Origin of the sequence: Streptomyces sp. JL2001, assembly GCF_050917515.1 — a bacterium.
Classification (GTDB): Bacteria; Actinomycetota; Actinomycetes; order Streptomycetales; family Streptomycetaceae; genus Streptomyces.
Genome location: NZ_CP169421.1, coordinates 944024 through 966609 on the forward strand (window position 1 = coordinate 944024; position 22586 = coordinate 966609).

The 22586-nt window shown below is 73.9% G+C and carries 19 protein-coding genes; 11 read left to right on the forward strand and 8 right to left on the reverse strand.

The annotated features are described in order from the left end of the window. Positions 1-198 precede the first annotated feature (198 nt). Positions 199-1803: an SDR family oxidoreductase gene (locus ACE1OA_RS04175; RefSeq protein ID WP_384874442.1), complete on the reverse strand. Its 1605-nt coding sequence runs from the start codon at positions 1801-1803 to the stop codon at positions 199-201. A gap of 132 nt (positions 1804-1935) precedes the next feature. On the opposite strand from ACE1OA_RS04175, the gene ACE1OA_RS04180 reads away from it, so the two are divergent. Beyond that, on the forward strand, positions 1936-2430 hold the full coding sequence (locus ACE1OA_RS04180; RefSeq protein ID WP_356601735.1) for a MarR family winged helix-turn-helix transcriptional regulator: 495 nt from the start codon (positions 1936-1938) through the stop codon (positions 2428-2430). A gap of 232 nt (positions 2431-2662) precedes the next feature. Next, a complete protein-coding gene (locus tag ACE1OA_RS04185) occupies positions 2663-4783 on the forward strand; it encodes an MMPL family transporter (RefSeq protein ID WP_432752282.1) in 2121 nt (706 codons plus the stop codon). A gap of 113 nt (positions 4784-4896) precedes the next feature. Here the strand turns inward: ACE1OA_RS04185 and ACE1OA_RS04190 are convergent, their stop codons facing one another. Continuing rightward, on the reverse strand, positions 4897-5535 hold the full coding sequence (locus ACE1OA_RS04190) for a fasciclin domain-containing protein (RefSeq protein WP_356601731.1): 639 nt from the start codon (positions 5533-5535) through the stop codon (positions 4897-4899). 224 nt (positions 5536-5759) lie between these two features. Here ACE1OA_RS04190 and ACE1OA_RS04195 point away from each other — a divergent pair, with 224 nt between their 5' ends. Next, the gene (locus tag ACE1OA_RS04195; protein ID WP_356601729.1) at positions 5760-6344 is read left to right on the forward strand and encodes a sigma-70 family RNA polymerase sigma factor; all 585 of its coding nucleotides are present in this window, start codon (positions 5760-5762) and stop codon (positions 6342-6344) included. Beyond that, positions 6341-7096 carry an anti-sigma factor gene (locus ACE1OA_RS04200; RefSeq protein WP_356601727.1) on the forward strand — a complete coding sequence of 252 codons (756 nt, stop codon included), beginning with the start codon at positions 6341-6343 and terminating at the stop codon, positions 7094-7096. The genes ACE1OA_RS04195 and ACE1OA_RS04200 overlap by 4 nt, the downstream gene beginning before the upstream one ends. Positions 7097-7212: 116 nt before the next feature. Here the strand turns inward: ACE1OA_RS04200 and ACE1OA_RS04205 are convergent, their stop codons facing one another. The 5 genes from ACE1OA_RS04205 to ACE1OA_RS04225 all read right to left on the reverse strand — a co-directional run bounded on the left by ACE1OA_RS04205 (position 7213) and on the right by ACE1OA_RS04225 (position 12310). Beyond that, on the reverse strand, positions 7213-8127 hold the full coding sequence (locus ACE1OA_RS04205) for an amino acid ABC transporter permease (protein ID WP_356601725.1): 915 nt from the start codon (positions 8125-8127) through the stop codon (positions 7213-7215). Further along, positions 8124-8789: an amino acid ABC transporter permease gene (locus ACE1OA_RS04210; protein ID WP_356601723.1), complete on the reverse strand. Its 666-nt coding sequence runs from the start codon at positions 8787-8789 to the stop codon at positions 8124-8126. Before ACE1OA_RS04210 ends, ACE1OA_RS04205 begins: the two co-directional genes overlap by 4 nt. A 9-nt stretch (positions 8790-8798) precedes the next feature. Then, positions 8799-9644 (reverse strand): glutamate ABC transporter substrate-binding protein, encoded by an 846-nt coding sequence (locus ACE1OA_RS04215; protein ID WP_356601721.1) that lies wholly within the window; start codon positions 9642-9644, stop codon positions 8799-8801. Positions 9645-9686: 42 nt separating this feature from the next. After that, the gene (locus ACE1OA_RS04220) at positions 9687-10442 is read right to left on the reverse strand and encodes an amino acid ABC transporter ATP-binding protein (RefSeq protein ID WP_356601719.1); all 756 of its coding nucleotides are present in this window, start codon (positions 10440-10442) and stop codon (positions 9687-9689) included. 158 nt (positions 10443-10600) lie between these two features. Then, entirely contained in the window at positions 10601-12310 is a 1710-nt protein-coding gene (locus ACE1OA_RS04225; RefSeq protein WP_432752283.1) for an IclR family transcriptional regulator domain-containing protein, read from the reverse strand. 159 nt (positions 12311-12469) lie between these two features. Between ACE1OA_RS04225 and ACE1OA_RS04230 the strand changes: the two genes are divergently transcribed. The 3 genes from ACE1OA_RS04230 (at position 12470) to ACE1OA_RS04240 (ending at position 15030) form a co-directional block, all read left to right on the forward strand. Continuing rightward, the gene (locus tag ACE1OA_RS04230; protein ID WP_432752284.1) at positions 12470-12907 is read left to right on the forward strand and encodes a protein-tyrosine phosphatase family protein; all 438 of its coding nucleotides are present in this window, start codon (positions 12470-12472) and stop codon (positions 12905-12907) included. 417 nt (positions 12908-13324) lie between these two features. Then, the gene (locus ACE1OA_RS04235; protein WP_356601714.1) at positions 13325-14554 is read left to right on the forward strand and encodes an MFS transporter; all 1230 of its coding nucleotides are present in this window, start codon (positions 13325-13327) and stop codon (positions 14552-14554) included. Positions 14555-14607: 53 nt separating this feature from the next. After that, the gene (locus ACE1OA_RS04240) at positions 14608-15030 is read left to right on the forward strand and encodes a GlcG/HbpS family heme-binding protein (RefSeq protein ID WP_356601712.1); all 423 of its coding nucleotides are present in this window, start codon (positions 14608-14610) and stop codon (positions 15028-15030) included. A 78-nt stretch (positions 15031-15108) separates the two neighbouring features. Here the strand turns inward: ACE1OA_RS04240 and ACE1OA_RS04245 are convergent, their stop codons facing one another. Then, the gene (locus ACE1OA_RS04245; RefSeq protein WP_432752285.1) at positions 15109-17463 is read right to left on the reverse strand and encodes a collagenase; all 2355 of its coding nucleotides are present in this window, start codon (positions 17461-17463) and stop codon (positions 15109-15111) included. Positions 17464-17705: 242 nt separating this feature from the next. Here ACE1OA_RS04245 and ACE1OA_RS04250 point away from each other — a divergent pair, with 242 nt between their 5' ends. From ACE1OA_RS04250 to ACE1OA_RS04265, 4 genes are all read left to right on the forward strand, one after another. Further along, on the forward strand, positions 17706-19082 hold the full coding sequence (locus tag ACE1OA_RS04250; RefSeq protein WP_384874461.1) for an aminopeptidase P family protein: 1377 nt from the start codon (positions 17706-17708) through the stop codon (positions 19080-19082). 204 nt (positions 19083-19286) lie between these two features. Beyond that, positions 19287-20477 carry an NAD(P)/FAD-dependent oxidoreductase gene (locus ACE1OA_RS04255; RefSeq protein ID WP_432752286.1) on the forward strand — a complete coding sequence of 397 codons (1191 nt, stop codon included), beginning with the start codon at positions 19287-19289 and terminating at the stop codon, positions 20475-20477. Between the two features lie 44 nt (positions 20478-20521). Further along, entirely contained in the window at positions 20522-20869 is a 348-nt protein-coding gene (locus ACE1OA_RS04260; RefSeq protein WP_384875768.1) for a (2Fe-2S)-binding protein, read from the forward strand. Further along, on the forward strand, positions 20847-22490 hold the full coding sequence (locus ACE1OA_RS04265) for an FAD-dependent oxidoreductase (RefSeq protein WP_432752287.1): 1644 nt from the start codon (positions 20847-20849) through the stop codon (positions 22488-22490). The genes ACE1OA_RS04260 and ACE1OA_RS04265 overlap by 23 nt, the downstream gene beginning before the upstream one ends. The last annotated feature ends 96 nt before the right edge of the window (positions 22491-22586 follow it).

Genomic DNA, 22586 nt, shown 5'->3' on the forward strand with positions numbered 1-22586 from the left:
ACCGGGGCGGGGCGGGTCCCCCCGCGTCGCCCGGTGATCGGTGTGCGCTGACATGTGCGGTGTCCCTTCGGCCCGGTGCGGGAGGCCGGATGCGGCGCCGGGCCGGATGCCGGCAGGGCGTCGGCCGTGGCGCCGGCGACGTTCCGGCAGCCGTACGGCGCGGCACCGGCCGGGTCGTACGCGTCGGACGGCGCCCGTTCACATGCCGGACCCGCCCGCCGGGTGGTGTCCGCCGGCCGCCCGGCCGTCGGCGGACGGGGCGCCCGTCGCGAGCGCCGGGGGTTCCGCCTCGGCCGGCCGCGCCGCGTCCGCCGTCTCGGCGGTCCGTGCGATGTTGCGGGCCATGCCGCCGAAGACCACGGCGTGGAACGGGGACACGGACCACCAGTACGCGTGCCCGGCGAGGCCGCGCGGGTGGAAGAGGGCACGCTGCCGGTACCGGGTCCGGCCCCGGTCGTCCCGTTCGACGTACATCTCCAGCCAGGCGAGGCCGGGCAGCCGCATCTCGGCGCGCAGCCTCAGCAGCCGTCCGCGCTCGATCTCCTCCACCCGCCAGAAGTCCAGGGAGTCGCCGACCCGCAGGCGGGAGGCGTCGCGGCGGCCCCGGCGCAGCCCGACGCCCCCGACGAGCCGGTCGAACCAGCCGCGGACGGCCCAGGCCAGCGGGAAGGAGTACCAGCCGTTCTCCCCGCCTATGCCCTCGACGACCCGCCAGAGGGCTTGTGGCGTCGCGTCCACGAAGCGCTCCCGCTCGTCGCCGTAGAGGCTGCCGCCGGCCCAGTCGGGGTCGGTGGGCAGCGGGTCGCTCGGTGCTCCGGGCACCGAGGCGGAGGACCAGCGGGTGGTGACCCGGGCCTCGCGGATCCGCTGGAGGGCCAGGGCGAGGGCGGCGTCGAAGCTGAGCGGGGTGCCGGGCGGGTCGGGCACGTACGTGGCGATGTCGTGCTCGTCGCACACCACTTCGTAGCGGAGCGACTCCGCGAGTGGGCGGGCGATGGAGCGGGGCACGGGGGTGACCAGGCCGATCCAGTGGCTGGACAGGCGGGGCGTGAGGACGGGCACGGGGAAGATCAGGCGCCGGGGCAGTCCGGCCACGGACGCGTAGCGCCGCATCATGTCGAGGTAGGTGAGCACGTCCGGGCCGCCGATGTCGAAGGCCCGGCTGACGTCCGCGGGCATGGTCGCGCTGCCGACGAGGTAGCGCAGCACGTCACGCACGCCGATAGGCTGGATCCGGGTGCGCACCCAGCTCGGGGTGACCATGACCGGCAGCCGCTCGGTGAGGTAGCGGAGCATCTCGAAGGAGGCCGAGCCGGAGCCGATGATGACGGCGGCGCGGAGCACGGTGGTGGGCACACCGGAGTCGGCGAGGATCCGCCCGACCTCGGCACGGGAGCGCAGGTGGGGCGAGAGCTCCCGTTCGGCGATGCCGCGCGGGGTGAGTCCGCCGAGGTAGACGATGCGGCGCACGCCGGCCGCGCGGGCCTGCTCGGCGAAGGTCCGCGCGGCGAGCCGGTCGGTGCGCTCGAAGTCGCCGCCGCCGCCCAGGGCGTGCACCAGGTAGTAGGCCACGTCGACGTCCCGCAGGGCGGAGGCGAGGGAGTCGGCGTCGGTGACGTCGCCGCGGACGACCTCGGCCTGCCCCGCCCAGGGATGGTCGCGGAGTTTGGCGGGTGTGCGGGCGAGGCACCGCACCCGGTGGCCGGCGGCGAGGAGTTCGGGGACCAGGCGCCCGCCGATGTACCCGCTGGCCCCGGTGACCAGGCAGCGCAGGGGTTCGGCGGTGTGCTCCGTGTCGTTCATGGACAGCTCCGTTCCGGGTCGGAGGCGGTGGGGCGTCGCCCCGCCGCCCGGTCGGCCGCGGGCGCCTCACCGGGCTCTTCCCGGTGGGGCGCCGCGCCGGATGCGCGGACCCGGCTTCTATAGGCTGGTCGCGTGGCCAGCACAGACGAACGAGAGACCGGTGGAACCGCGCCCGAGGGCGCGCCGGGGGATCTGCAGCGTTTCGCCGTCGAGCTGCGGCGGACGAACGGCGAGATCAACCGGCTCGTCCACGGTTTCGCACTCGCGCAGGGACTGCATCCCACGGACGTCCAGGCGCTCGCGGTCGTCCTCGACAGCACGGAGCCGCTGACCCCGGGCCGCCTTCGGGAGCGTCTGGGGCTCACCTCGGGTGCCGTCACCGCCTGCCTCGACCGGCTGGAACGGGCCGGTCACGTGCGCCGGTCGCGGGAGAGCGCCGACCGCAGGGTCGTCCACGTGCATTACGTGGAGGGTGCCCGGGCCGCCGCGCGCGCCTATTTCATGCCCCTGGCCCAGGCCACGGAGCGGGCCCTGCTCCGCTTCGACGAGGCCGAGGTGGCGGCGGCGCTGCGGTTCCTCGGCGCCCTCAACGAGGAACTGGAAGAGCTGAGCCCGCCGCGCCGCTGACCCGGGCCGGTCGTCCCCGTCCCGCCCCACCGCCGTCAGTCCCCCGGATTTCCCGCGTCCGCTCGCATCCGATCGGTACCTGGGGCCGGAAGTACCCGCGGGCCGGGGAGTCCCGAGCTCCCCGGTCCGCCCGTGTCGCAGTGGCCCTGGTGCCCTGTCGTGCGGAAGCCGTGGTTCAATCTCTCTCAATCATTGAGATTGTTAATCCTTGAGATATGCGCCTGGAGCTCCCATGTCCACCACCGCACGATGGGCTCGCCGCCTCCTGCCCCTCGCCCTCCTGATCGCCTGGCTGGCGATCGGCGGGGGGCTCGGGCCGTACGCGGGGAAACTCGGTGAGGTCGCCACCAACGACCAGGCCGCCTTCCTCCCGCGCAGCGCCGAGTCCACCCGCGTCATCGAGGCCCAGCGGGCCTTCCGCCAGGACGAGACACTGCCCGCGATCGTGGTCTGGACGTCGCCGGACGACACCCGCCTCGACGCCGACGCGCAGGCCGCCGCCACCCGCGCCCTCGCCTCGCTCACGGGCCGGCCCGGCATCGTCGGCACGCCGTCCCCCGCGCTGCCGGCCGAGGACGGACGCGCCCTGCGTGGCGTCGTCCAGCTCCGCACCGACCTCGGTGACGAGCTGAGGCCGACGCTCGACGCGATCGACGACGCCGCCGCGGCCGTACCGGACACCGAGGTGTGGCTCGCCGGACCGGCCGCCACCCAGGCGGACCTGTCGAACGCGTTCGCCGGCATCGACGGGCTCCTCCTCGCGGTGGCCCTGACGACCGTCCTGGTCATCCTGCTGCTGGTCTACCGCAGTGTCCTGCTCCCGTTGGTGATCATCATCGGCGCGGTGTTCTCGCTCGGGCTGGCCTGCGCCGTCGTCTACTTCCTCGCCGATCACGGCGTCGTCCGGGTGGACGGGCAGGTCCAGGGCATCCTCTCGATCCTGGTCATCGGCGCCGCCACCGACTACGCCCTGCTGCTGGCCGTCCGGTACCGGGAGGAGCTCGCGGTCCACGAGGGCGCCCGGTACCCCGCGATGCGCGCGGCGCTGCGCGAGTCCGTCGGCCCGATCACGGCCAGCGCCGCCACGGTGGCGCTCGGGCTGCTCGCCCTGCTGTTCAGCGACCTCACCAACAACCGCGCGCTGGGACCGGTCGGCGCCATCGGCATCGTCTGCGCGCTGCTGAGCGCCCTGACCTTCCTGCCGGCCGTCCTGGTCCTGCTCGGCCGCGCCGCCTACTGGCCGGCGAAGCCCCGCACGTCCGGTGCGGAGAAGGGCGGGGAGGGGATCTGGCGGACCGTCGCGTCCCTGGTGGACCGTGCGCCCCGCAAGGTGTGGGCCGCCACGCTCGCCGTGCTGCTCGCGTGCGCCGCGTTCGCCCCCGCCCTCGACTCCAAGGGCGTGCCCCTGGACGAGATCTTCGTCGACGACGCGCCCTCCGTCGCCGCCCAGGCGACCCTCGGCCGTCACTTCCCCGGTGGCGCCGGGAACCCGGCCGTCGTGATCGCCGCGGCGGACTCGGCCGATCGGGTGATCGCCGCGGCCGAGGACGTGCCCGGAGTCGACTCCGCCGCCGCCGTCACCGCCTCGGCACGCCCGGGTGCCGGTGCACCGCTGGTCGTCGGCGGGCGGGTGCGGATCGATGTGACCCTCGACGACGCCGCGGACAGTACGCGCGCCGAGGCCGCCGTCGCCCGGCTGCGCACCGCCGTGCACGCGGTGCCCGGCTCGGACGCCCTGGTGGGCGGCTACACGGCTCAGCGGTACGACACCCAGCGGACCGCCGAGCGCGACCGGATGCTGATCGTGCCGGTGGTGCTCGTGATCATCCTGGTGATCCTGGTGGGCCTGCTCAGGTCCCTGCTGCTGCCGCTGCTGCTGGTCGCCACCGTGGCCCTCAACTTCCTGGCCACGCTGGGCGTCTCGGCACTGGTCTTCGAGCACGTCTTCGGCTTCACGGGCACCGATCCGTCGGTCCCCCTGTACGGATTCGTGTTCCTCGTCGCCCTCGGTGTGGACTACAACATCTTCCTGATGTCCCGGGTCCGTGAGGAGTCCCTGCGGCACGGGGTGCGGGAGGGCGTGCTGCGCGGCCTGACCGCGACCGGCGGTGTCATCACCTCCGCCGGGGTCGTCCTCGCCGCCACGTTCGCGGCCCTGGGCGTCATCCCGCTGGCGTTCCTGGTGCAGATCGCGTTCATCGTCGCCTTCGGCGTCCTCCTGGACACCCTGGTGGTCCGCTCGCTGCTGGTGCCGGCCCTGGTGCGGGACCTCGGCCGCGTGGTGTGGTGGCCGGGCGCGCTCAGCCGCCGCCCGGAGCCGGCGGAGCCCGTACGGGAGACGGCGGACCACTGAGGGTCCTCGCACACCGCCTGCCGGGACGGCCGTCGCCCCCTGGTTCCCGGGTCACGGGAGCCAGGGGGCGACGCGGCGTCGGCGTGTGCCGTCTCCGCCGCCGGAGGCCGGGACTACTTCGGCATCAGGACCGTGTCGACGATGTGGACCGTGGCGTTGGCCGTCGGCACGTTGCCGCAGACCACCTTGGACGAGTCGTTCACGGTGTAGCTCTCACCGGAGCCGCTGGTGGTGAGCGTGCTCTTCTCCAGCGTCTCGAAGGAGCCGTTCTCCAGCTGCTTCGGCGTCAGCTTCTGACCCACCACGTGGTACGTGAGGATCTTGGTCAGGGTCTCCTTGTCGGCCAGCACCTTGTCCAGGTCGGCCTTCGGGATCTTGGCGAAGGCGTCGTTCGTCGGCGCGAACACGGTGATGTTCTCGGCGTTGTTGAGGGTGTCCACCAGGCCGGCCTGCTTGACCGCGGACACCAGGGTGGACAGCTCCGGGTTGTTCGACGCCGCGGTCGCCACCGGGTCCTTGGCCATGCCGTCGAAGCTGCCCGCTCCGTCCGCGGGCACCGAGGCACACGCGGGACCGAACGGACCGGCCATGGGGGTGGCCGCCTCCGCGGGCGACGACGACGCCGCCTCGGGGGCCGCGGCCCGACTCTCGGACTTCTTGTCGCCGGAGTCGGAGCACGCGGTCAGCGCCAGCGGGAGGACGGCGGCGGCGGCCACGGCGACGGCGGCGCGACGGAAGGTCTGAGCGTTCATTCGTTCACTCCTGAGTCATGGAGCCCCACCCGGCGGTGAAGCACACCGCGTATTCGGCGTGCTCTCGCATCCGGATGGCTCTGTCGCCCGAAAGAGTGACGATTCCGCTCGCGACCGGGACGATTCCCGGAGCCCGGCGAGATCGGTCGCCGTGCCGACCCATCCGCCCGGCCGTCGGCTCCGAATCCCTGGCGTATCCGAGTACTTCCTGGAGGAACTCCCCGGTGAGAGAGAACGTGCACATCGGCAGAGCGCCGTCCGCGGCGCCGGACCTGCCCGAGCTGATGGGGCGGGTGGCGCAAGGCGACCAGCAGGCGTTCACGGCCGTCTTCGAGGCCGTGTCCGGACCCGTGCTGGGGCTCGTCCGCACCGTGCTGCGGGACCCGGCCCAGTCGGAGGAGGTCGCCCAGGAGGTCATGGTCGAGGTCTGGCGGACCGCGGCCCGCTACCAGCCGTCGAGGGGATCGGTCACGAACTGGGCCCTGACGCTCGCGCACCGCCGGGCCGTCGACCGGGTCCGGTCCGAACAGGCCTCGTCCGACCGCCAGAAGCGTGTGGCGCTCCTGGAACACACCACGGCCTTCGACGAGGTCGTGGAGCAGGTGGAGACCCGGCTGGAGCGCGAGCAGGTGCGGCGCTGCCTGCGCGGGCTCACCGAACTCCAGCGCCAGTCGGTGAACCTCGCGTACTACCGCGGCCTGACCTACCGTGAGGTCGCCGAGCTGCTGTCCCTGCCCCTGGGCACCGTCAAGACACGACTGCGCGACGGCCTCATCCGGCTTCGTGACTGCCTGGGGGTGGGCGCGTGAACACCGCGGATCTGCACACGCTGACGGGCGCCTACGTGCTCGACGCGCTCGACGCCGACGAGCGCGACGCCGTCGAGAGGCACCTGGCGGACTGCGCCTCCTGCGCCCAGGAGGTGCTGGAGCTCTCCGAGACGGTGACCCGGCTCGGCCTGGCCGTGGCCGTGCCCCCGAGCGCCACTCTGCGCACCGAGGTGATGCGACGGATCGGGACCGTACGGCAGGAGCCGCCGGCGACCGCGGCGACGGCGCGCGCGATGTCCGGGCAGCGGCGGTTCCGCCGCCTCACGCACTGGGCGCTGGCCGCCTGCCTCGCGGCCGCCGCCGGCCTCGGAGGCGTGTCGGTCTGGCAGTACCAGCGGGCCGAGGACGCCCGGCAGGAGGCCCGGCAGGCGCGCAGCGCGAACGACTCCGTCGCGGCGGTCCTGGCCGCCCCCGACGCCCGTGTCGGCACCGCGCCGCTGCAGGACGGCGCGGCCGGCACGGTGGTGGTGTCCGCGTCCCTGAACCAGGCGGTGTTCGCCGCCTCGGGCATGCCCGCACCGCCCGACGGCAAGGTCTACCAGCTCTGGTACGACGACGGCGGCACCATGCGCTCCGCCGGTCTCATGGACTCCGACGCCCCGGCGGCCGCCATCCTGCTGGCCGGCCCGGTGGACCAGGCCTCCGGCATGGGCGTCACCGTCGAACCCGCCGGTGGCTCGCCGGAGCCGACCTCCGAGCCGGTGGCCCTCATCGAGTTCCCGGGGGCCTGACCGGGCGGGCGACGCGGCCCGGGGGCTCCCCCATCGTCCCCGGTCCGCGCGTTCCCGCCGTTCCCGCCGTTCCCGCGGTCTCCGGCTTCGGGCGCGGTCCGCCGCCCGGACGGCCGTCACTTCGTCCCGTCGGCCTGCCCGGTGTGCTCGCCGGGTGTGGCCAGTTCGTCCACGGCGTCGGCGCCGACGACCGCACCCGTCGACTTCCTGGCCCGCCGCAGCCGTCGTTCCAGGCGGCCGGCGAAGGTGGTCAGGGCGAAGTTCAGGATGACGAAGACGACCGCGACGACGGTGAAGCTGGCGATGGTGTTGGCCCCGTAGTTCGCGCTCATCGGCCGCACCGAGGCGAGGAGCTCGGAGAAGCCCAGCATCGCGCCGCCGAGCGCGGTGTCCTTGACGATGACGACGAGCTGGCTGACGAGCGCGGGCAGCATCGCGGTGACCGCCTGCGGCAGCAGGACGTTCGTCATGGTCTGGCCCTTGCGCAGGCCGATCGCCTTCGCCGCGTCGGTCTGGCCCCTCGGCAGGGCCAGGATGCCGGCCCGCACCACCTCGGCGAGGACGGAGGCGTTGTAGAGGACGAGTCCGGTGACGACCGCGTACAGCGGGCGGGACTCGGGACTGATGTCGGTGAACTCGGCGTAGGCGGCGTTCGCGAAGAGCATCAGGATGAGCACCGGGATGGCGCGGAAGAACTCCACGATCGTGCCGGCACCCGCGCGGACCCACCCGTGCTCGGACAGCCGCGAGACGCCGAGCAGCGCGCCGAGGGGCAGCGCGACGATCATCGCGGCCACGGCCGCGATGAGGGTGTTCTTCAGGGCGGGCAGCAGGAACGTGGTCCAGGTGCGGGAGTCCGTGAAGAACGGCTTCCACTTGGCCCAGTCGAGCTGGTTCTTGTCGGCGAGCGCGGCCACCACCCACCAGACGACCCCGGCGAGAGCGACCACGAACAGCACGGTGTAGAGGACGTTGCGCCGCTTGGCCCGCGGGCCGGGGACGTCGTACAGGACGGTCGGCGTCTCCTTCATCGCTTCACCGCCACCTTCTTGGCGACCCAGCCGAGGAACAGCCCGGTCGGCAGGGTGAGGCAGATGAAGCCGAAGGCGAAGATCACCGAGATGAGGATCAGCTGCGCCTCGTTCTCGATCATCTCCCGCATCAGCAGCGCCGCCTCGCCGACGCCGATCGCCGCGGCGACGGTCGTGTTCTTGGTGAGCGCGATCAGGACGTTGGTCAGCGGGCCGACGACCGAGCGGAAGGCCTGCGGCATCACGATCAGGCGGAGCGTCTGCGGGAAGCTGAGCCCGATGGCGCGCGCGGCCTCGACCTGGCCGAGGGGCACGGTGTTGATGCCGGATCTCAGCGCCTCGCAGACGAAGGCCGAGGTGTAGGCGATCAGGCCGAGTACGGCCAGGCGGAAGTTGATGGTGGTGAAGTCCTTCGCGCCGAGATCGACGCCGAGCGTCTGGAAGAGGCCCAGCGAGGTGAAGACGATGATCACGGTCAGCGGGATGTTACGGACGATGTTGATGTAGACGGTGCCGAAGCCCCGCATGAGGGGGACGGGGCTGACGCGCATGGCGGCCAGCAGCGTCCCCCAGATCAGGGAGCCGATCGCGGAGTACACGGTGAGCTGGATCGTCACCCAGAAGGCGGCCAGCAGGTCGTACTCTTCGAGGAAGTCGAACACGGCGGCCCCTCACTTGACGATGACGCCGATCTCCGGGGCGGGTTCGTTCTGGTACTCGGCGGGTCCGAAGTTCTTCTTCACCGCCGCGTCCCAGGAGCCGTCGTCCACCATCTTGTTCAGGGCGTCGTTGATCTTGTCGGTGAGCTCGCTGCCCTTCTGGACGCCGATGCCGTAGTTCTCGTTGCTCATCTTGAAGCCGCCGAGCTTGAACTTGCCCTCGGACCCCGGCTGCGAGGCGTACCCCGCCAGGATCGAGTCGTCGGTGGTGATGGCGTCGATGACACCGTTCTCCAGACCGGTCAGGCACTCCGAGTACCCGCCGTACTCCTGCAGCTGGGCCTGCGGGGCGAGCTTCGTCTTGACGTTCTGCGCCGAGGTGGAGCCGGTCACCGAGCAGAGCTTCTTGTTGTTCAGGTCGGACGGCTTGGTGATCGAGTTGTCGTCCGCGCGGATCAGGACGTCCTGGTGGGCCAGCAGGTACGGCCCGGCGAAGTCGACCTTCTTCGCCCGCTCGTCGTTGATCGAGTACGAGGCGGTGATGAAGTCCACGTCGCCACGCTGGAGCAGCGTCTCGCGGTCGGCGCTCTTGGCTTCCTTCCACTCGATGTCGGCGGGGTCGTAGCCGAGCTGCTTCGCCACGTAGGTCGCCACGTCGACGTCGAAGCCGGTGTACGTGCCGTCCGGGGTCTTGAGGCCGATGCCCGGCTGGTCGAACTTGATGCCGACGGTGATCTTGTCGTCGCCGTTGCCGGAGCCGCTGCTTCCGCCGTCGTCGCCGCAGGCGGTCAGGGAGAAGGAGAGCGCCATCGCGGCCGCGCCGGCGACGCATGCCTTGGTGAGCCGGATCTTGTTCATGGTGATCACCCTTGGGGGCTGCGGTGCGCGGGGCGGCCGCGCTCAGTGATGGAGGATCTTGGACAGGAAGTCCTTGGCGCGGTCGCTGCGCGGATTGTTGAAGAACTCGTCGGGCGTCGTCTCCTCCACGATCCGGCCGTCGGACATGAAGACGACGCGGTTGGCGGCGGAGCGGGCGAAGCCCATCTCGTGGGTGACGACGACCATCGTCATGCCGTCCCGTGCGAGCTGCTGCATGACCTCCAGCACCTCGTTGATCATCTCGGGGTCGAGCGCGGACGTCGGCTCGTCGAAGAGCATCACCTTGGGTTCCATGGCGAGCGCGCGGGCGATCGCCACCCGTTGCTGCTGGCCGCCGGAGAGCTGGGCCGGGTACTTGTCCGCCTGGGACCCCACCCCCACCCGGTCGAGCAGCGAGCGGGCGTGCCGCTCGGCCTCCTTCTTGTCCTTCTTGCGGACCTTGATCTGGCCGAGCGTGACGTTCTCGAGGACCGTCTTGTGCGCGAAGAGGTTGAACGACTGGAAGACCATGCCGACGTCGGCCCTGAGCGCGGCCAGCTCGCGGCCCTCCGCGGGCAGCGGCCGGCCGTCGATGGCGATCTCACCGGAGTCGATGGGCTCCAGCCGGTTGATGGCGCGGCAGAGGGTCGACTTCCCGCCGCCGGACGGGCCGATGACCACCACGACCTCGCCCCGGCGCACGGTGAGGTCGATGGACTGGAGCACGTGGAGCGCGCCGAAGTGCTTGTCGACGTTCCTGAGGACGACGAGCGCATCACCACCGTCCGGAACGGGCATGGCAGCCTCCTGGTCGCCCCCGTCGTGCCGCTGCCTCCCCACGTTCATGCTCCGCCCAACATCGAGCGCGCGCACGCCGGAGCCGCCGAACGGCCGCACGGGGCCCGGACCGGGTGTGCCGTCCGGTCCGCGGGCGCCGCCGGAGGCCCCGGAGGTGCTCAGACCTCCGGCACCCGGGCGAAGCGCCCCGCCGTCGAGAGGTCCGCCTCGATCCGGGCGGCGCAGTCGCGCAGCTCGGGAAGCACCTCGGCCAGGCACTCCTCGACCGTGCGCCGGCTGCTGTGCATGGCGACGTTGACGGCGGCCACGACCGCTCCCGTCCGGTCGTGGACGGGGACCGCGAGGGAGCGCAGGCCCTGTTCGAGCTCCCCGTCCACGAGGGCGTACCCCTGCGCGTGCACCCGGTCCAGGATCGCGGCGAGCTCCTGGTGGGCGGTCACCGTGTGCGGGGTGAGGGCGGGCCGCTCGGTGCCGGCCAGCCAGCGGGTGCGGGCGGCGGGCGGGAGTCCGGCGAGCATGACCCGGCCCATGGAGGTGGCGTGCGCCGGGAAGCGGGTGCCGACGGTGATGTGGACGCTCATGATCCGCCGGGTGGCGACCCGGGCGGTGTAGCGGATGTCGTCGCCCGCGAGCACCGCGAGGGAGGCCGAGTCGTGGACCCGCCGGGACAGTCCGGCGAGGTGGGGTGCGGCGATCTGCGGCAGGGGCATGCGGGCCAGCGAGGGGAAGCCGAGGCCGAGCACCCGGGGGGTGAGCCGGAACAGGCGCCCGTCGGCCTCGACGTACCCGAGGTGCCGCAGCGTGATCAACGCCCGCCGGGCGGTGGCGCGGGCCAGCCCGGTGGCCTCGGCGACGGCGGCGAGGGGGAGCTCGGCCCTTCCCGCCCCGAAGGCGGTGAGCACCGTCAGCCCCCTGGCCAGTGACTCGACGAACCCCCGGCCGAGTTCCTGCTTCGAGTCGTGGGTCCAGCCCGCCAGACCCGACGGTGGGGGCGGCGCGTCCTCGTCGGCGCCGTTCGGCGAGGCCGGTGGGCGCAGCACCTCCTCCCAGTTCCGCACGGCCGCCGCGAGGCGGGGCAGCACCGTGTCGCGCAGGGAGGCGGCGGTGTGCCGGCTGGTGTGGCTGACGACGCTCGCCACACAGGTCACGGCTCCGTCGGCGCCCCGTACGGGCAGGGCCACGGCGACCAGGCCCGGTTCGATGAGCTGGTCGTCCAGGGCCCAGCCCCGTTCGCGGGCCAGGGCCGCGCGCGCGGCGAACTCCGTGCCGTCCGGGCCGGTCGCGGACGGCACGGCGGGGAAACCCGCGCCCAGGGGGTCCGCGGTACGGCGGGCCCGCCAGTGCGCCCAGTCCGCCGGCGTCCAGTCGGCGGCGAACAGGGCGCCGGGGGCGGTGCGTTCCGCGGTGAGCAGGTCGCCGATGCGGAAGCTGAGGGACATCGCGCGCCGGCGGGTGGACTGGTGGACGACGCGGGTGCCGTCGCCGTCGGCGACCACGAGCGAGACGGACTCGTCGAGGGCGTCGGCCAGGGCGTCCGCGTGCGGGCCGAGGAGCGCGGGGAGGCGGAGCCCGGCCAGGTAGGCGTTGCCGAGCTCCATCAGGCGCGGCGCGAGGTGGACGTCGCGGCCGTCGAGGCGGACGTACCCCATGCGGGCCAGGGTGCCGGTCACCCGGTCGACGGTGGCGCGCGCCAGGCCGGTGCCGCGTTCCAGGGCGCCGAGGCCGAGGACCCCGTCGGCGTCGGTGAGCAGCCGCAGCACGCCGATGCCGCGCACCAGCGGCCCGACGGCCTCCGGCGGCAGCCCGTCCCGGGGCGCGGAGGCGGGCGGTTCGGGCTCGACGGGCGGCACGGTGTCGGTCGCTTGCATGGGGCTCTCCCTGACGGAACGTGGAGGACACCGTAGTGAAGTGCGGCGGCGCGGGTCGCACGTGTCCACGCATGACCATGGCCGCGTCGGCGGGAGGCTCCCGCACCGGGGCCGTCGTTCCGCACCGTGCGGGGCGGGGCGGCGACTACGGTGGGGGCCATGGCCACGACCTGGGAAGCGACGGACACCGGTGTCCTCCGGCTGCCTTCCGGGCGCCTCGTACGAGGGCGCGGGCTGCGCCGCCCCGTGCCGGACGGGCCCACGCCCGGCTTCGCCGTGTACCTGCTGGGAAGGCCGCCGGCCGAGGTCCCGTGGGAGGCGCGATGGCTGCGCTGGCCCGACTTCCGGCTGCCGAGCAGCCGGGCGGAGGCGGTGACGCTCCTGCGTGAGGCATGGGAGCGGTCCGCCGTGGAGCGCGTGGAACTCGCCTGCGCCGGCGGCCGGGGCCGTACGGGCACGGCCCTGGCCTGCCTCGCCGTCCTCGACGGCGTCCCGGCCGACGAGGCGGTGGAGTACGTGCGCCGCCACTACCACCCCGGCGCGGTCGAGACGCCCTGGCAGAATTGGTACGTACGCCGGTTCACCGGCAGTTCCTGACGGTTCACGGCCGGACCCGGCGACGCACGGCCGGACCCGCTGCCGAACGGCCGGACCCGCTGCCGAACGACGCCGGCCGGCCCTCGGCCCCCGGCCGGGCCGTCCGCGCACCCGGGCCCCGCCCCCTCCCCCGTACGCGCGTCGCCCGCGGCCTCCTGGCACCTTCCCCCGGCCTCGCCCGCCGCTCCCCCTGATCCGTCCTCCATGGCGCCCGCGCGGACCGGACCCGACCGGTGCCGCCGCCCTGCGCACGCTCCCGCACCGGCGCGCCCGCCCGGTCGCGCCCCGCCGCCACCTGATTGCCCCTTGCCTGCATGAGCCCGCGCCCGCATTAGTCCGCGTTTGCATTTATCCAGCGCGTGCAACTATTGTCGACGCAAGCAAGCAATGCATGCAATCAACGGAAGGTGCTTCGCCATGCCTCTCGCGCTCCTGGCCCTGGCCATCGGGGCCTTCGGGATCGGCACCACCGAGTTCGTGATCATGGGAGTGCTCCCGCAGGTCGCGGGTGACTTCGGTGTCTCGATCCCCACCGCCGGCTGGCTGGTGACCGGATACGCACTCGGTGTGGTCTTCGGCGCCCCGCTGCTGACGGTGCTCGGCACCAAGGTGTCCCGCAAGAAGATGCTCCTCTTCCTCATGGGCCTCTTCGTCGCCGGCAACCTGCTGTCCGCGGTCGCCCCCTCCTTCGGCCTGATGCTGACCGGCCGGATCGTGGCCTCGCTGGCCCACGGCGCGTTCTTCGGCATCGGCTCGGTGGTCGCCGCCGACCTCGTCGCACCGGAGAAGAAGGCGTCCGCCATCTCCCTGATGTTCATGGGCCTGACCGTGGCCAACGTCGTGGGCGTCCCGCTGGGCACCTCCATCGGCCAGGCCGCGGGCTGGCGCGTCACCTTCACCCTCGTCGCCGCCCTCGGCGTGCTCGGCTTCCTCGGCGTGGCGAAGCTCGTCCCCTCCACGGGCCGGCCGGAGAGCCCGGACGTACGGTCCGAGTTCGCCGCCTTCAAGAACGTCCAGGTCTGGCTCGCCATGGCGATGACCGTCCTCGGGTACGGCGGCGTGTTCGCGGCGATCACCTACATCACGCCCATGATGACGGAGGTCGCCGGATACACCGAGGGCGCCGTGACCTGGCTGCTGGTCCTCTTCGGCATCGGCATGTTCCTGGGCAACATCCTCGGCGGGAGGTTCGCCGACCGCGCCCTGATGCCCCTGCTCTTCACCACCCTGACCGCCCTGTCGGTGGTGCTGCTGGTCTTCACCGCCACCGCGCACCACAAGGTCCTGGCGGCGATCACCCTCACGCTGATCGGCGCGCTCGGCTTCGCCACCGTCCCGCCGCTGCAGAAGCGGGTCCTCGACCAGGCGTCCGCCGCCCCGACCCTGGCCTCGGCCGCCAACATCGGCGCCTTCAACCTCGGCAACGCCCTGGCCGCCTGGCTCGGCGGCGTCGTGATCGCCGCGGGCCTCGGCTACACCGCCCCCAACTGGGTGGGCGCGCTGCTCTCCGGCTCCGCGCTGCTCCTCGCGATCCTCGCCGCCTCGCTGGACCGGCGGACGAAGTCCCGGACGCGGCTCGTGGCGCAGGGCGCCGCGCCCCAGGACGCCCCGGCGCAGGCGGCGCCCGCGCCGGCCGGCCGGCACTGAACCGGCACCCCGACCCTCTCCCCCACCGTTCACCGCATCACGAAGGAAGCACCATGAGCACCACCACCGCCGTCACCCCGCTGACCACGCAGGACGCCGAGGTCCTGCTGAGCGCGGCCCGCCGCGCCGCCGAGAGCGCCGGGGTGACCGTCAGCGTCAGCGTCCTCGACGCGGGCGGTCACCTCCTCGCCTTCCGGCGCGACGACCGGGCGGTCCTCGTCTCGGGCGAGACCAGCACCCGCAAGGCCTACACGGCACTCCAGCTCGACTCGGCCACCGCCGACCTGGTCGACCTGGTCAAGCCCGACGGCCCCTTCCACTCGCTGACCACGGCGCTCGACCGGCCGCTCCTCTTCATCGCCGGCGGGCTCCCCGTCCACCGCGACGGCCGGCTGATCGGCGCCATCGGCGTCGGCGGCGGTGCCCCCGAGCAGGACCACGGCTTCGCCACGGCCGCCGTCGCCACTCTCGGCTGACCTTCGCCGCTTCGGCCGCCACCCCCTCCCGGCCTTGCCGGGAGGGGGTGGCGGCGTACTCCGGCTCGCCGCCGTGGCTCAGCGGCGCAGCGGGCCCTCGCAGACGAAGGACGAGGTACCGGCCCGCCGGTCCGACCAGATCTCCACCGGGCCGAACGAGCAGTTCATGTCCGCGAAGTTGTTGCCGCCGCCCAGGCTCCGGTCCAGCACGAAGTAGTCGACCGTCTCGGACATGTCCTTGAACACCCTGTCCGGGTCACCCGCGTCGGCGAGGTTCGCCGTGACGCGCCCGGCGCACCGGAAGCGCGGCAGGACCTTGTCGGCGACCGTCGTGCAGGCGGGCGTGCTGCCCGTGGCGGCGGCGAAGGCGGACCGTATCCCCGCCGCCGTGGCGTGCCGCAGCCCGGCCGTCGGCTGGTGGCTCGTGTCCGGCACGAACAGGTCGTCCACCCGGGCGATCTGCCGGTCGAGGAAGGCGTCGTAGTCGCGCTGGGTCCCGGCGTCCCGGCCGATCCGGTCGCGCCAGGTGTCGTACCCCTGCACGTCCCCGGCGCGGAGGTACCCGTACATGGCCTGGAGCAGGGCGGGCCGCTCCGTCCACAGGTACTCGAAGAAGGTGCCGGCGTAGGGGTAGAAGCGGAAGCCGTCGCCCTCGTAGGTGGCGTGCAGGATCCGGTCGACGCTCATGCGCGGCCCGCCGCCCGCGGTGTCCCGGATGACGCCCTGGACCAGGGACTTGCGCACGGCGATGCCGTCGTCGCGGGTGGCGCCGTCGAAGAACTCGGCCGTGCCCTCGTCCATGGCGGTGGTGCGGTCGTTCTCGTACCACGGCCCCTCGCCGAAGAAGCCGGGGACGGCGTAGCGGCCGTTGAGGTAGTGGACGTACTCGTGGCGGAACAGCTCTTCCAGGGTGAGGCTGGAGTCCTGGGGGACGCGCCGCTGGTAGGTGTAGAAGGTGGCGCCCCGCTCGATGTAGACACCGCCGTTCTCGGTGCCCATGCCGGTCAGGAGCGGGTGGAAGGTCTCGTAGTCACGCCGTGAGGCGTACAGCACGACGGTGAGGACCGCGTTGGGATCGCCGGCCAGCGGCTGCTCGGTGCCGAGGACCCGGTGGAACTGCGCCTTCACCTGCTTGCTCGCGTAGTAGAGCTGGTCGACGGTGGCCCGGTCCAGTCCGGTCCTGACCTTGATGGTGCCCTGGTCGTAGGTGTACGTGTGCGGGAAGATCCGTGCCTCGATGTCGGCCTTGCAGACGCGGTACGGCGCACAGGCCTCGTAGTGGTTGAGCCAGTTGACCAGGGAGGCCCAGGGGGCGCTGCCGGTGCCGAAGCCGCTCTCGACGGGAGCCAGCAGGGCACCGAGGTCGGCGACGGTCCCGGCCCTCAGGCCGTCGATCTGCCCGAAGCGGCCGTACTCGCCGAGGGCGTCGCGCACCAGCCACTCGTTCGCCGTGCCCTTCAGATGGGTGTGGCCGGCGAAGGCCTTGAACGCGGCACGGTAGGCGGGGCTGCGTTCGGCGGCCGCGCGGAAGGCGGTGTCCTGGTTGCCGGGGTAGACGCCGAGGTAGTTCACGGAGAGCGCGGCGAGCGCCGCGCCGGCCCAGCCGGGGTCCCCGGACGTCTGCGGGTGTGCCGCGTCCATCCGGGTCAGGACCTCGGTGATCAGGCCGAGTTGATGCTGTCGCAGCCCCGGCGCGCTGGCCGCGTAGAGGGCTTCGCGGAGGGTCTGGGCGTTCTGCGGGGTGACGTCGAAGGTGTGCGGGGCGGCGGCGTACGCGGCGACGGCCGCGCGTATCGCCTCGACCGTGGGCGCGTCCGTGATGTCGATCTCGGGGCGGCCGAAGTCGTGGTAGGCGACCGCGTGGAGGTAGGTGAACATCTCGGGCAGATGGCTGGAGCCGGTGCCGTCGTGGCCGGCGGCGAGGGAACCGATCCGGGCGGCGACGGCCTGGACGTGGGCGTCCGACATCACCGGAGCGAGCCGCGCGTCCCAGGTCCAGACGAGTCCGCGCAGGCACCCCTCGGCCTGCACGGCGGGATCCGCGAGGAAGTCAGCGAGCTGAGTGGGCGTCAGGCCGGTGACGCCGTCGAGCGTGCACGGCACGCCGGTCGCGGTCACGGCCGGACGATCCGCCGCAAGGCGGGCGTTCGCCTCGTTCCCGGCGGGCCGGACGCCGGGTACCCGGCCGGCGGTGACACCGGGGGGCGCGGCGGCCGGCCGGCTCACCGGCACGGGGGCCTTGCCCAGTCGCTCGACCTCGTCGTGCGGGTTCGGGACGTACGACTTCGGCGCGGCCGGAGGGGTCTGCCGGGCCGCGAAGGCGGCGGACACCTCGCGGTCCACCGCCTGCGCGCTCTGCCCGAGGGGCGCGGTGAGGGCGGCCGCGAGCGCGGTGGCGATCAGGGTGGAGCGCAGGGCTCTGTGCTGGGACACGAGGTCTCCTGACATGGGGGGTGGGTGGGTACGCCGAACTGCCCACGGGGCCAAGGTCGTTGCGGTCTTCGACGCCCTTGGAGGCAGCGGTACGGCGTGTAACATAGCAATGTGAAATTGCACTGAGAAGCCTCATGCACCGTCAGTTTCCGTATCCGTCCCACCGGATAACGCCGGCCGGCCTTCCGCGACCCCGCCGCGCCGTGCCACGCCCGCACCGTCTCCCACCCTCAGGAGTGCCCATGACCGAGACGCCCGCGCGCCCGTACACCGCCGGTCACGACCTGCCGGTGTCCCCGGAACTCGCCGCCTTCATGACCGAGGGCTGGGCGCCCTCACCGCTGCCGGACGGCACCCGCGTCCCCGGCGCCGACCTCACCCCCGCCCGGCGTGCCCGGCTGTCCGCCCGCTTCCCCGGCGAGCGGCTGATCGTCCCCGCGGGCGAACTGCGGGTCCGCTCCAACGACTGCGACCACCGCTTCCGCCCGCACTCCGCCTACGTCTGGCTGACCGGCCTGACCGGGGAGGACCAGGCGGGCCACGTCCTCGTCCTGGAGCCGGACGGGGCGGGGCACGAGGCCGTCCTGTACATCCGGCCCCGCTCGCCGCGCGACGGCGGCGAGCGGGGCGAGGAGTTCTACCGCGACCGCCGCTACGGCGAGTTCTGGGTGGGCCGCCGCCCCGACCTCGCCGAAGCCGGACGCCTCACCGGCATCCGCTGCGCGCACCTGGACCGCCTCGCCCTGCTGCCGCCCGGGCGCGACGCCGCCACCGACCCGGAACTCGCGGCCGCGCTCAGTGAGTTGCGTCTGATCAAGGACGTCTGGGAGGTCGCACAGCTGCAGGCCGCCGTGGACCACACGACGGCCGGCTTCGAGGACGTCGTACGCGCCCTCCCCCGCGCGCTGACCCACCGGCGGGGCGAGCGCTGGATCGAGGGCGTCTTCGACCTGCGCGCCCGCGCCGAAGGGAACGGCACCGGCTACGAGACCATCGCGGCCTCCGGCGCCCACGCCTGCGTCCTGCACTGGACACGCAACGACGGCCCGCTCCACCGGGACGACCTGCTGCTCCTCGACGCGGGTGTGGAGACGGACACCCTCTACACCGCGGACATCACCCGCACCCTGCCCCTGTCCGGCCGCTTCTCGTCCGTCCAGCGGCAGGTGTACGACCTGGTCCTGGCCGCCCAGGAGGCCGGGATCGCGGCACTGCGCCCCGGCGCGGCCTACGGGGACTTCCACCGGGCGTGCGTGCGGGTCATCGCCGAGGGCCTCGCCGACTGGGGCGTGCTCAAGAACCCGCGGGGGGACCTGCACCGGCGCTACACCCTGTGCAACAGCGGGCACATGCTCGGACTCGACGTGCACGACTGCGCCCGGGCCCGGACGGCGGAGTACCGGGACGGAACCCTGGCCGTGGGGCACGTGCTGACCGTCGAGCCCGGACTGTACCTCCAGCCCGACGACGAGACGCTGCCGCCCGAACTGCGCGGCATCGGCGTCCGCATCGAGGACGACCTGGTCATCACGGAGGACGGGGCGCGGCTCATGTCCGGCGCCCTGCCCCGTACCGCCGACGCGGTCGAGTCCTGGATGGGCGGGCTGCTCGACGGCTGACGCCCGGCGAGCGGCCCGCGACGGCGGCGCGCACGGCTCCCGGCGGTGCGCGCCGTCCGCGCGGCCGGGAGTCGTGCGCGCCGCCGCCCGTGCGGCTCCCGGCGGTACGCGCGGACCTGTGGCTGCCGGGACGGTCCAAATCCGCTGCGGACGGCCGGTGTTGGGACCCTTGGCAAGCACAGTGGCATGTGAAATATTACCGCCGTGCCCACGAGACACTCCTCCACGGCGTCCGACGTCATCGTCGTCGGCGCCGGCATGATCGGCGCGGCCTGCGCCTACTACGCCGGCCGCGCGGGCCTGTCCGTCACCGTGCTCGACCGGGGTCCGGTCGCGGGCGGCACGACCGGGGCCGGCGAGGGCAACCTCCTCGTCTCCGACAAGGAACCCGGCCCCGAGCTCGAACTCGCCCTGCTCTCGCACCGCCTGTGGCGCGAACTGCCCGATCCGCTGCGGGCGCGGGCCGAGTTCGAGCCCAAGGGGGGTCTGGTGGTCGCGTCCGACGGGGCGGGTCTTGACGCCCTCCGCCGGTTCGCGGCGACCCAGCGCGCCGCGGGCGTCGAGGCGCACGAGGTCCCCGGTGACCGGCTCCACGACCTGGAGCCCCATCTCGCCGCCGGCCCGGCCGGCGCCTTCCACTACCCGCAGGACGCCCAGGTGCAGCCCGCGCTGGCCGCCGCCCGGCTGCTGCGCGCCTCGGGAGCCGTACTCCGCCTCGGTGAGGAGGTCACCGCCCTCCTCACCGGCCCCGACGGATCGGTCCGCGGTGTCCGCACCTCGACCGGTGCCTCCGTCCACGCCCCGTACGTGGTGAACGCGGCCGGAGCCTGGGGCGGCGCGCTGGCCCGGCTCGCCGGCACCGAGCTGCCGGTCCTCCCCCGCCGGGGTTTCGTCCTGGTCACCGAGCCGCTGCCGCGGCTGGTGCGGCACAAGGTGTACGCGGCCGACTACGTCGCCGACGTCGCCAGCGACTCCGCCGCGCTCCAGACCTCCCCCGTCGTCGAGGGAACCCCCGCGGGACCGATCCTGATCGGCGCGAGCCGTGAACGGGTCGGCTTCGACCGCTCGTTGTCGACCGAGGCCCTCGGCCGGCTCGCCGCGGGAGCCGCCCGCCTGTTCCCGGTGCTGGCCGGAGTGCGGGTGACGCGCGCGTACGCGGGCTTCCGTCCGTACCTGCCGGACCACCTGCCGGCGATCGGCCCGGACGCGCGGGTCCCGGGGCTGCTGCACGCCTGCGGACACGAAGGGGCCGGGATCGGGCTCGCCCCGGCCACCGGACTGCTCGTCGCACGGTTCCTGACCGGCGCCGATCCCGGCCTCGACGCCCGCCCCTTCCGCCCGGGGCGCTTCGCTCCGGACGGGGCGGACCCGCACCGGACCGGCGGGCCCGCATGAACCCCGACGCCCCGCACACCGTTCCCCGTCGACTGGGAGAGAGCATGTTCCGTCGCCTCACGGCCCGCCCGGCCCGGCACCGCACACCGCAGTCGCTCGTGGACGCGCGGACCGGACCGGCCTTCGCCCTCACCTTCGACGGGCGGCCCGTCGGCGCCCTTCCCGGCCAGTCGCTCGCCGCCGCGCTCTGGGGTGCGGGCATCACCGCCTGGCGCACCACCCGGGTCGGCGGGCGTCCGCGCGGGGCCTTCTGCGGTATCGGCCAGTGCTTCGACTGCCTGGTCACCGTCAACGGCGAACCCAACCGGCGGGCCTGTCTCGTCCCGGCCGCACCCGGCGACGTCGTCACCCGCCAGGAGGGACACGGCCGTGACGCGCTCGACCGCTCCTGACGGCCGGTCCGCCGGACCGGCGGGCGGCGCCCGTCCCGGCGACCCCGCCGAGCCGTACGACCTCGTGGTCGTCGGCGCGGGCCCGGCCGGGCTCGCGGGCGCGGCCACCGCCGCCGAGCAGGGCCTCTCGGTGGCCCTGCTCGACGGGGACGCGGGGCTGGGCGGCCAGTTCTACCGGCAACCGGCCCCCGCGCTGGGTGCCACGCGGCCGCAGGCGCTGCACCACGACTGGCCGGCCTTCGCCGCATGGCGCCGGCGATGGGAGGCGAGCGGCGGCGTCCATCTGCCGGAGCACCACGTGTGGACGGTGGTGGCCGAGCGGCTCGCCGGCCCCGCGACGGGCACCGGCGGAGCGGGCTGGGCGGTGCACGCGGCCACCGGCCCCGACGGCGAGGGCGGCCGCCCGGAGCCGGTACGGGGACGGGCCGTGCTGCTGGCGACCGGCGCGTCCGAGCGCCACCTGCCCTTCCCCGGCTGGACCCTGCCCGGAGTCGTGGGGGCGGGCGGCGCCCAGGCCATGCTCAAGGCGGGGCTGGTCCTGCCCGGCCGGCGCGTCGTCGTCGCGGGCAGCGGGCCGCTGCTGCTCACGGTGGCCTCGTCGCTGACCGCGGCGGGAGCCCGGGTACCCGCCCTGGTGGAGGCCGCGGGATACCTCGGCTACGCGCGCCGGCCGGACGTCCTCGCGGCCTCGCCCGGCAAGGCGGCCGAGGCCGTCGGGCACCTCGCACCCCTCCTGCGGCACGGAGTGCGCGCGTACGCCCGGCACGCGGTGGTCCGCGCACACGGCACGTCGCGCGTGGAGGCCGTGACCGTGGCCCGGCTGGACCGTGACTGGCGGCCGGTGCCCGGCACCGGGTGGATCGTCCGCTGCGACGCCCTGGCCGTCGGGCACGGGCTCGTGCCCCGGATCGACCTCGCCACCGCACTCGGCTGCGCCGTGCGGACCACCGCGGACGGCGCGCCGGCCCTCGTCCTCGACGCGGGTCAGGCGACCTCGGTGCCCGGAGTGTGGTCGGCGGGCGAGACGGCCGGCCCGGGTGGAGCCCGACTGGCTCTGATCGAAGGCGAGTTGGCCGCTCTCGCGGTGACACGCCGGTTGCGGGGCGACACCGCCGGGGCCCCGCCCGGGCGACTGCGGGCCCTGCTCCGGGCGCGGACCCGGCTGCGGGCCTTCGCGGAACTGATGGCCGCGGCGCACGCGCCCGGCGCGGGCTGGCGGCACTGGCTCGACGACACGACGGAGATCTGCCGCTGCGAGGAGGTCACCGCCGGCCGGATCCGCGAGGCGGTGGAGGACCTCGGCGCGGGCGACGCCCGCACGGTCAAGCTCCTGACCCGGGCGGGCATGGGCTGGTGCCAGGGACGCGTGTGCGGCGCGGCCGTGGCCTGTCTGGCCCGCGGCGGCACGGCACCGGCGACCGGCGGCCCGCCGCTGCCCGCCTCGCCCGAACGCCGCCCGCTGGCCGTCCCGGTGACCCTGGGGGCCCTCGCGGCCCTGGTCCCGCCGCGGCCGGCGCCCACGGACACGGCCACGCCCCCGGGACCCGCACCCGGCGCTACCTCCGCACCCGCCCCTGCCGACACCCGTGCCCCCGCCCCCGACGGCACGCGGCAGCCGTGAAGGCACGGACGGCGACGTCCGCAGCCCTGACCGATCGACCGCTGCACCCCGCCCCACCCATCGTCCTCCGGAAGGGACCTCCGTGACCACCTCCCC

Coding starts and splice junctions, on each gene's coding strand:
- ACE1OA_RS04220 (WP_356601719.1), bottom strand. CDS start 10,442: ATGCCCGTTCCGGACGGTGGTGATGCGCTCGTCGTCCTCAGGAACGTC.
- ACE1OA_RS04185 (WP_432752282.1), top strand. CDS start 2,663: ATGTCCACCACCGCACGATGGGCTCGCCGCCTCCTGCCCCTCGCCCTC.
- ACE1OA_RS04250 (WP_384874461.1), top strand. CDS start 17,706: ATGACCGAGACGCCCGCGCGCCCGTACACCGCCGGTCACGACCTGCCG.
- ACE1OA_RS04240 (WP_356601712.1), top strand. CDS start 14,608: ATGAGCACCACCACCGCCGTCACCCCGCTGACCACGCAGGACGCCGAG.
- ACE1OA_RS04230 (WP_432752284.1), top strand. CDS start 12,470: ATGGCCACGACCTGGGAAGCGACGGACACCGGTGTCCTCCGGCTGCCT.
- ACE1OA_RS04175 (WP_384874442.1), bottom strand. CDS start 1,803: ATGAACGACACGGAGCACACCGCCGAACCCCTGCGCTGCCTGGTCACC.
- ACE1OA_RS04225 (WP_432752283.1), bottom strand. CDS start 12,310: ATGCAAGCGACCGACACCGTGCCGCCCGTCGAGCCCGAACCGCCCGCC.
- ACE1OA_RS04190 (WP_356601731.1), bottom strand. CDS start 5,535: ATGAACGCTCAGACCTTCCGTCGCGCCGCCGTCGCCGTGGCCGCCGCC.
- ACE1OA_RS04235 (WP_356601714.1), top strand. CDS start 13,325: ATGCCTCTCGCGCTCCTGGCCCTGGCCATCGGGGCCTTCGGGATCGGC.
- ACE1OA_RS04205 (WP_356601725.1), bottom strand. CDS start 8,127: ATGAAGGAGACGCCGACCGTCCTGTACGACGTCCCCGGCCCGCGGGCC.
- ACE1OA_RS04215 (WP_356601721.1), bottom strand. CDS start 9,644: ATGAACAAGATCCGGCTCACCAAGGCATGCGTCGCCGGCGCGGCCGCG.
- ACE1OA_RS04260 (WP_384875768.1), top strand. CDS start 20,522: ATGTTCCGTCGCCTCACGGCCCGCCCGGCCCGGCACCGCACACCGCAG.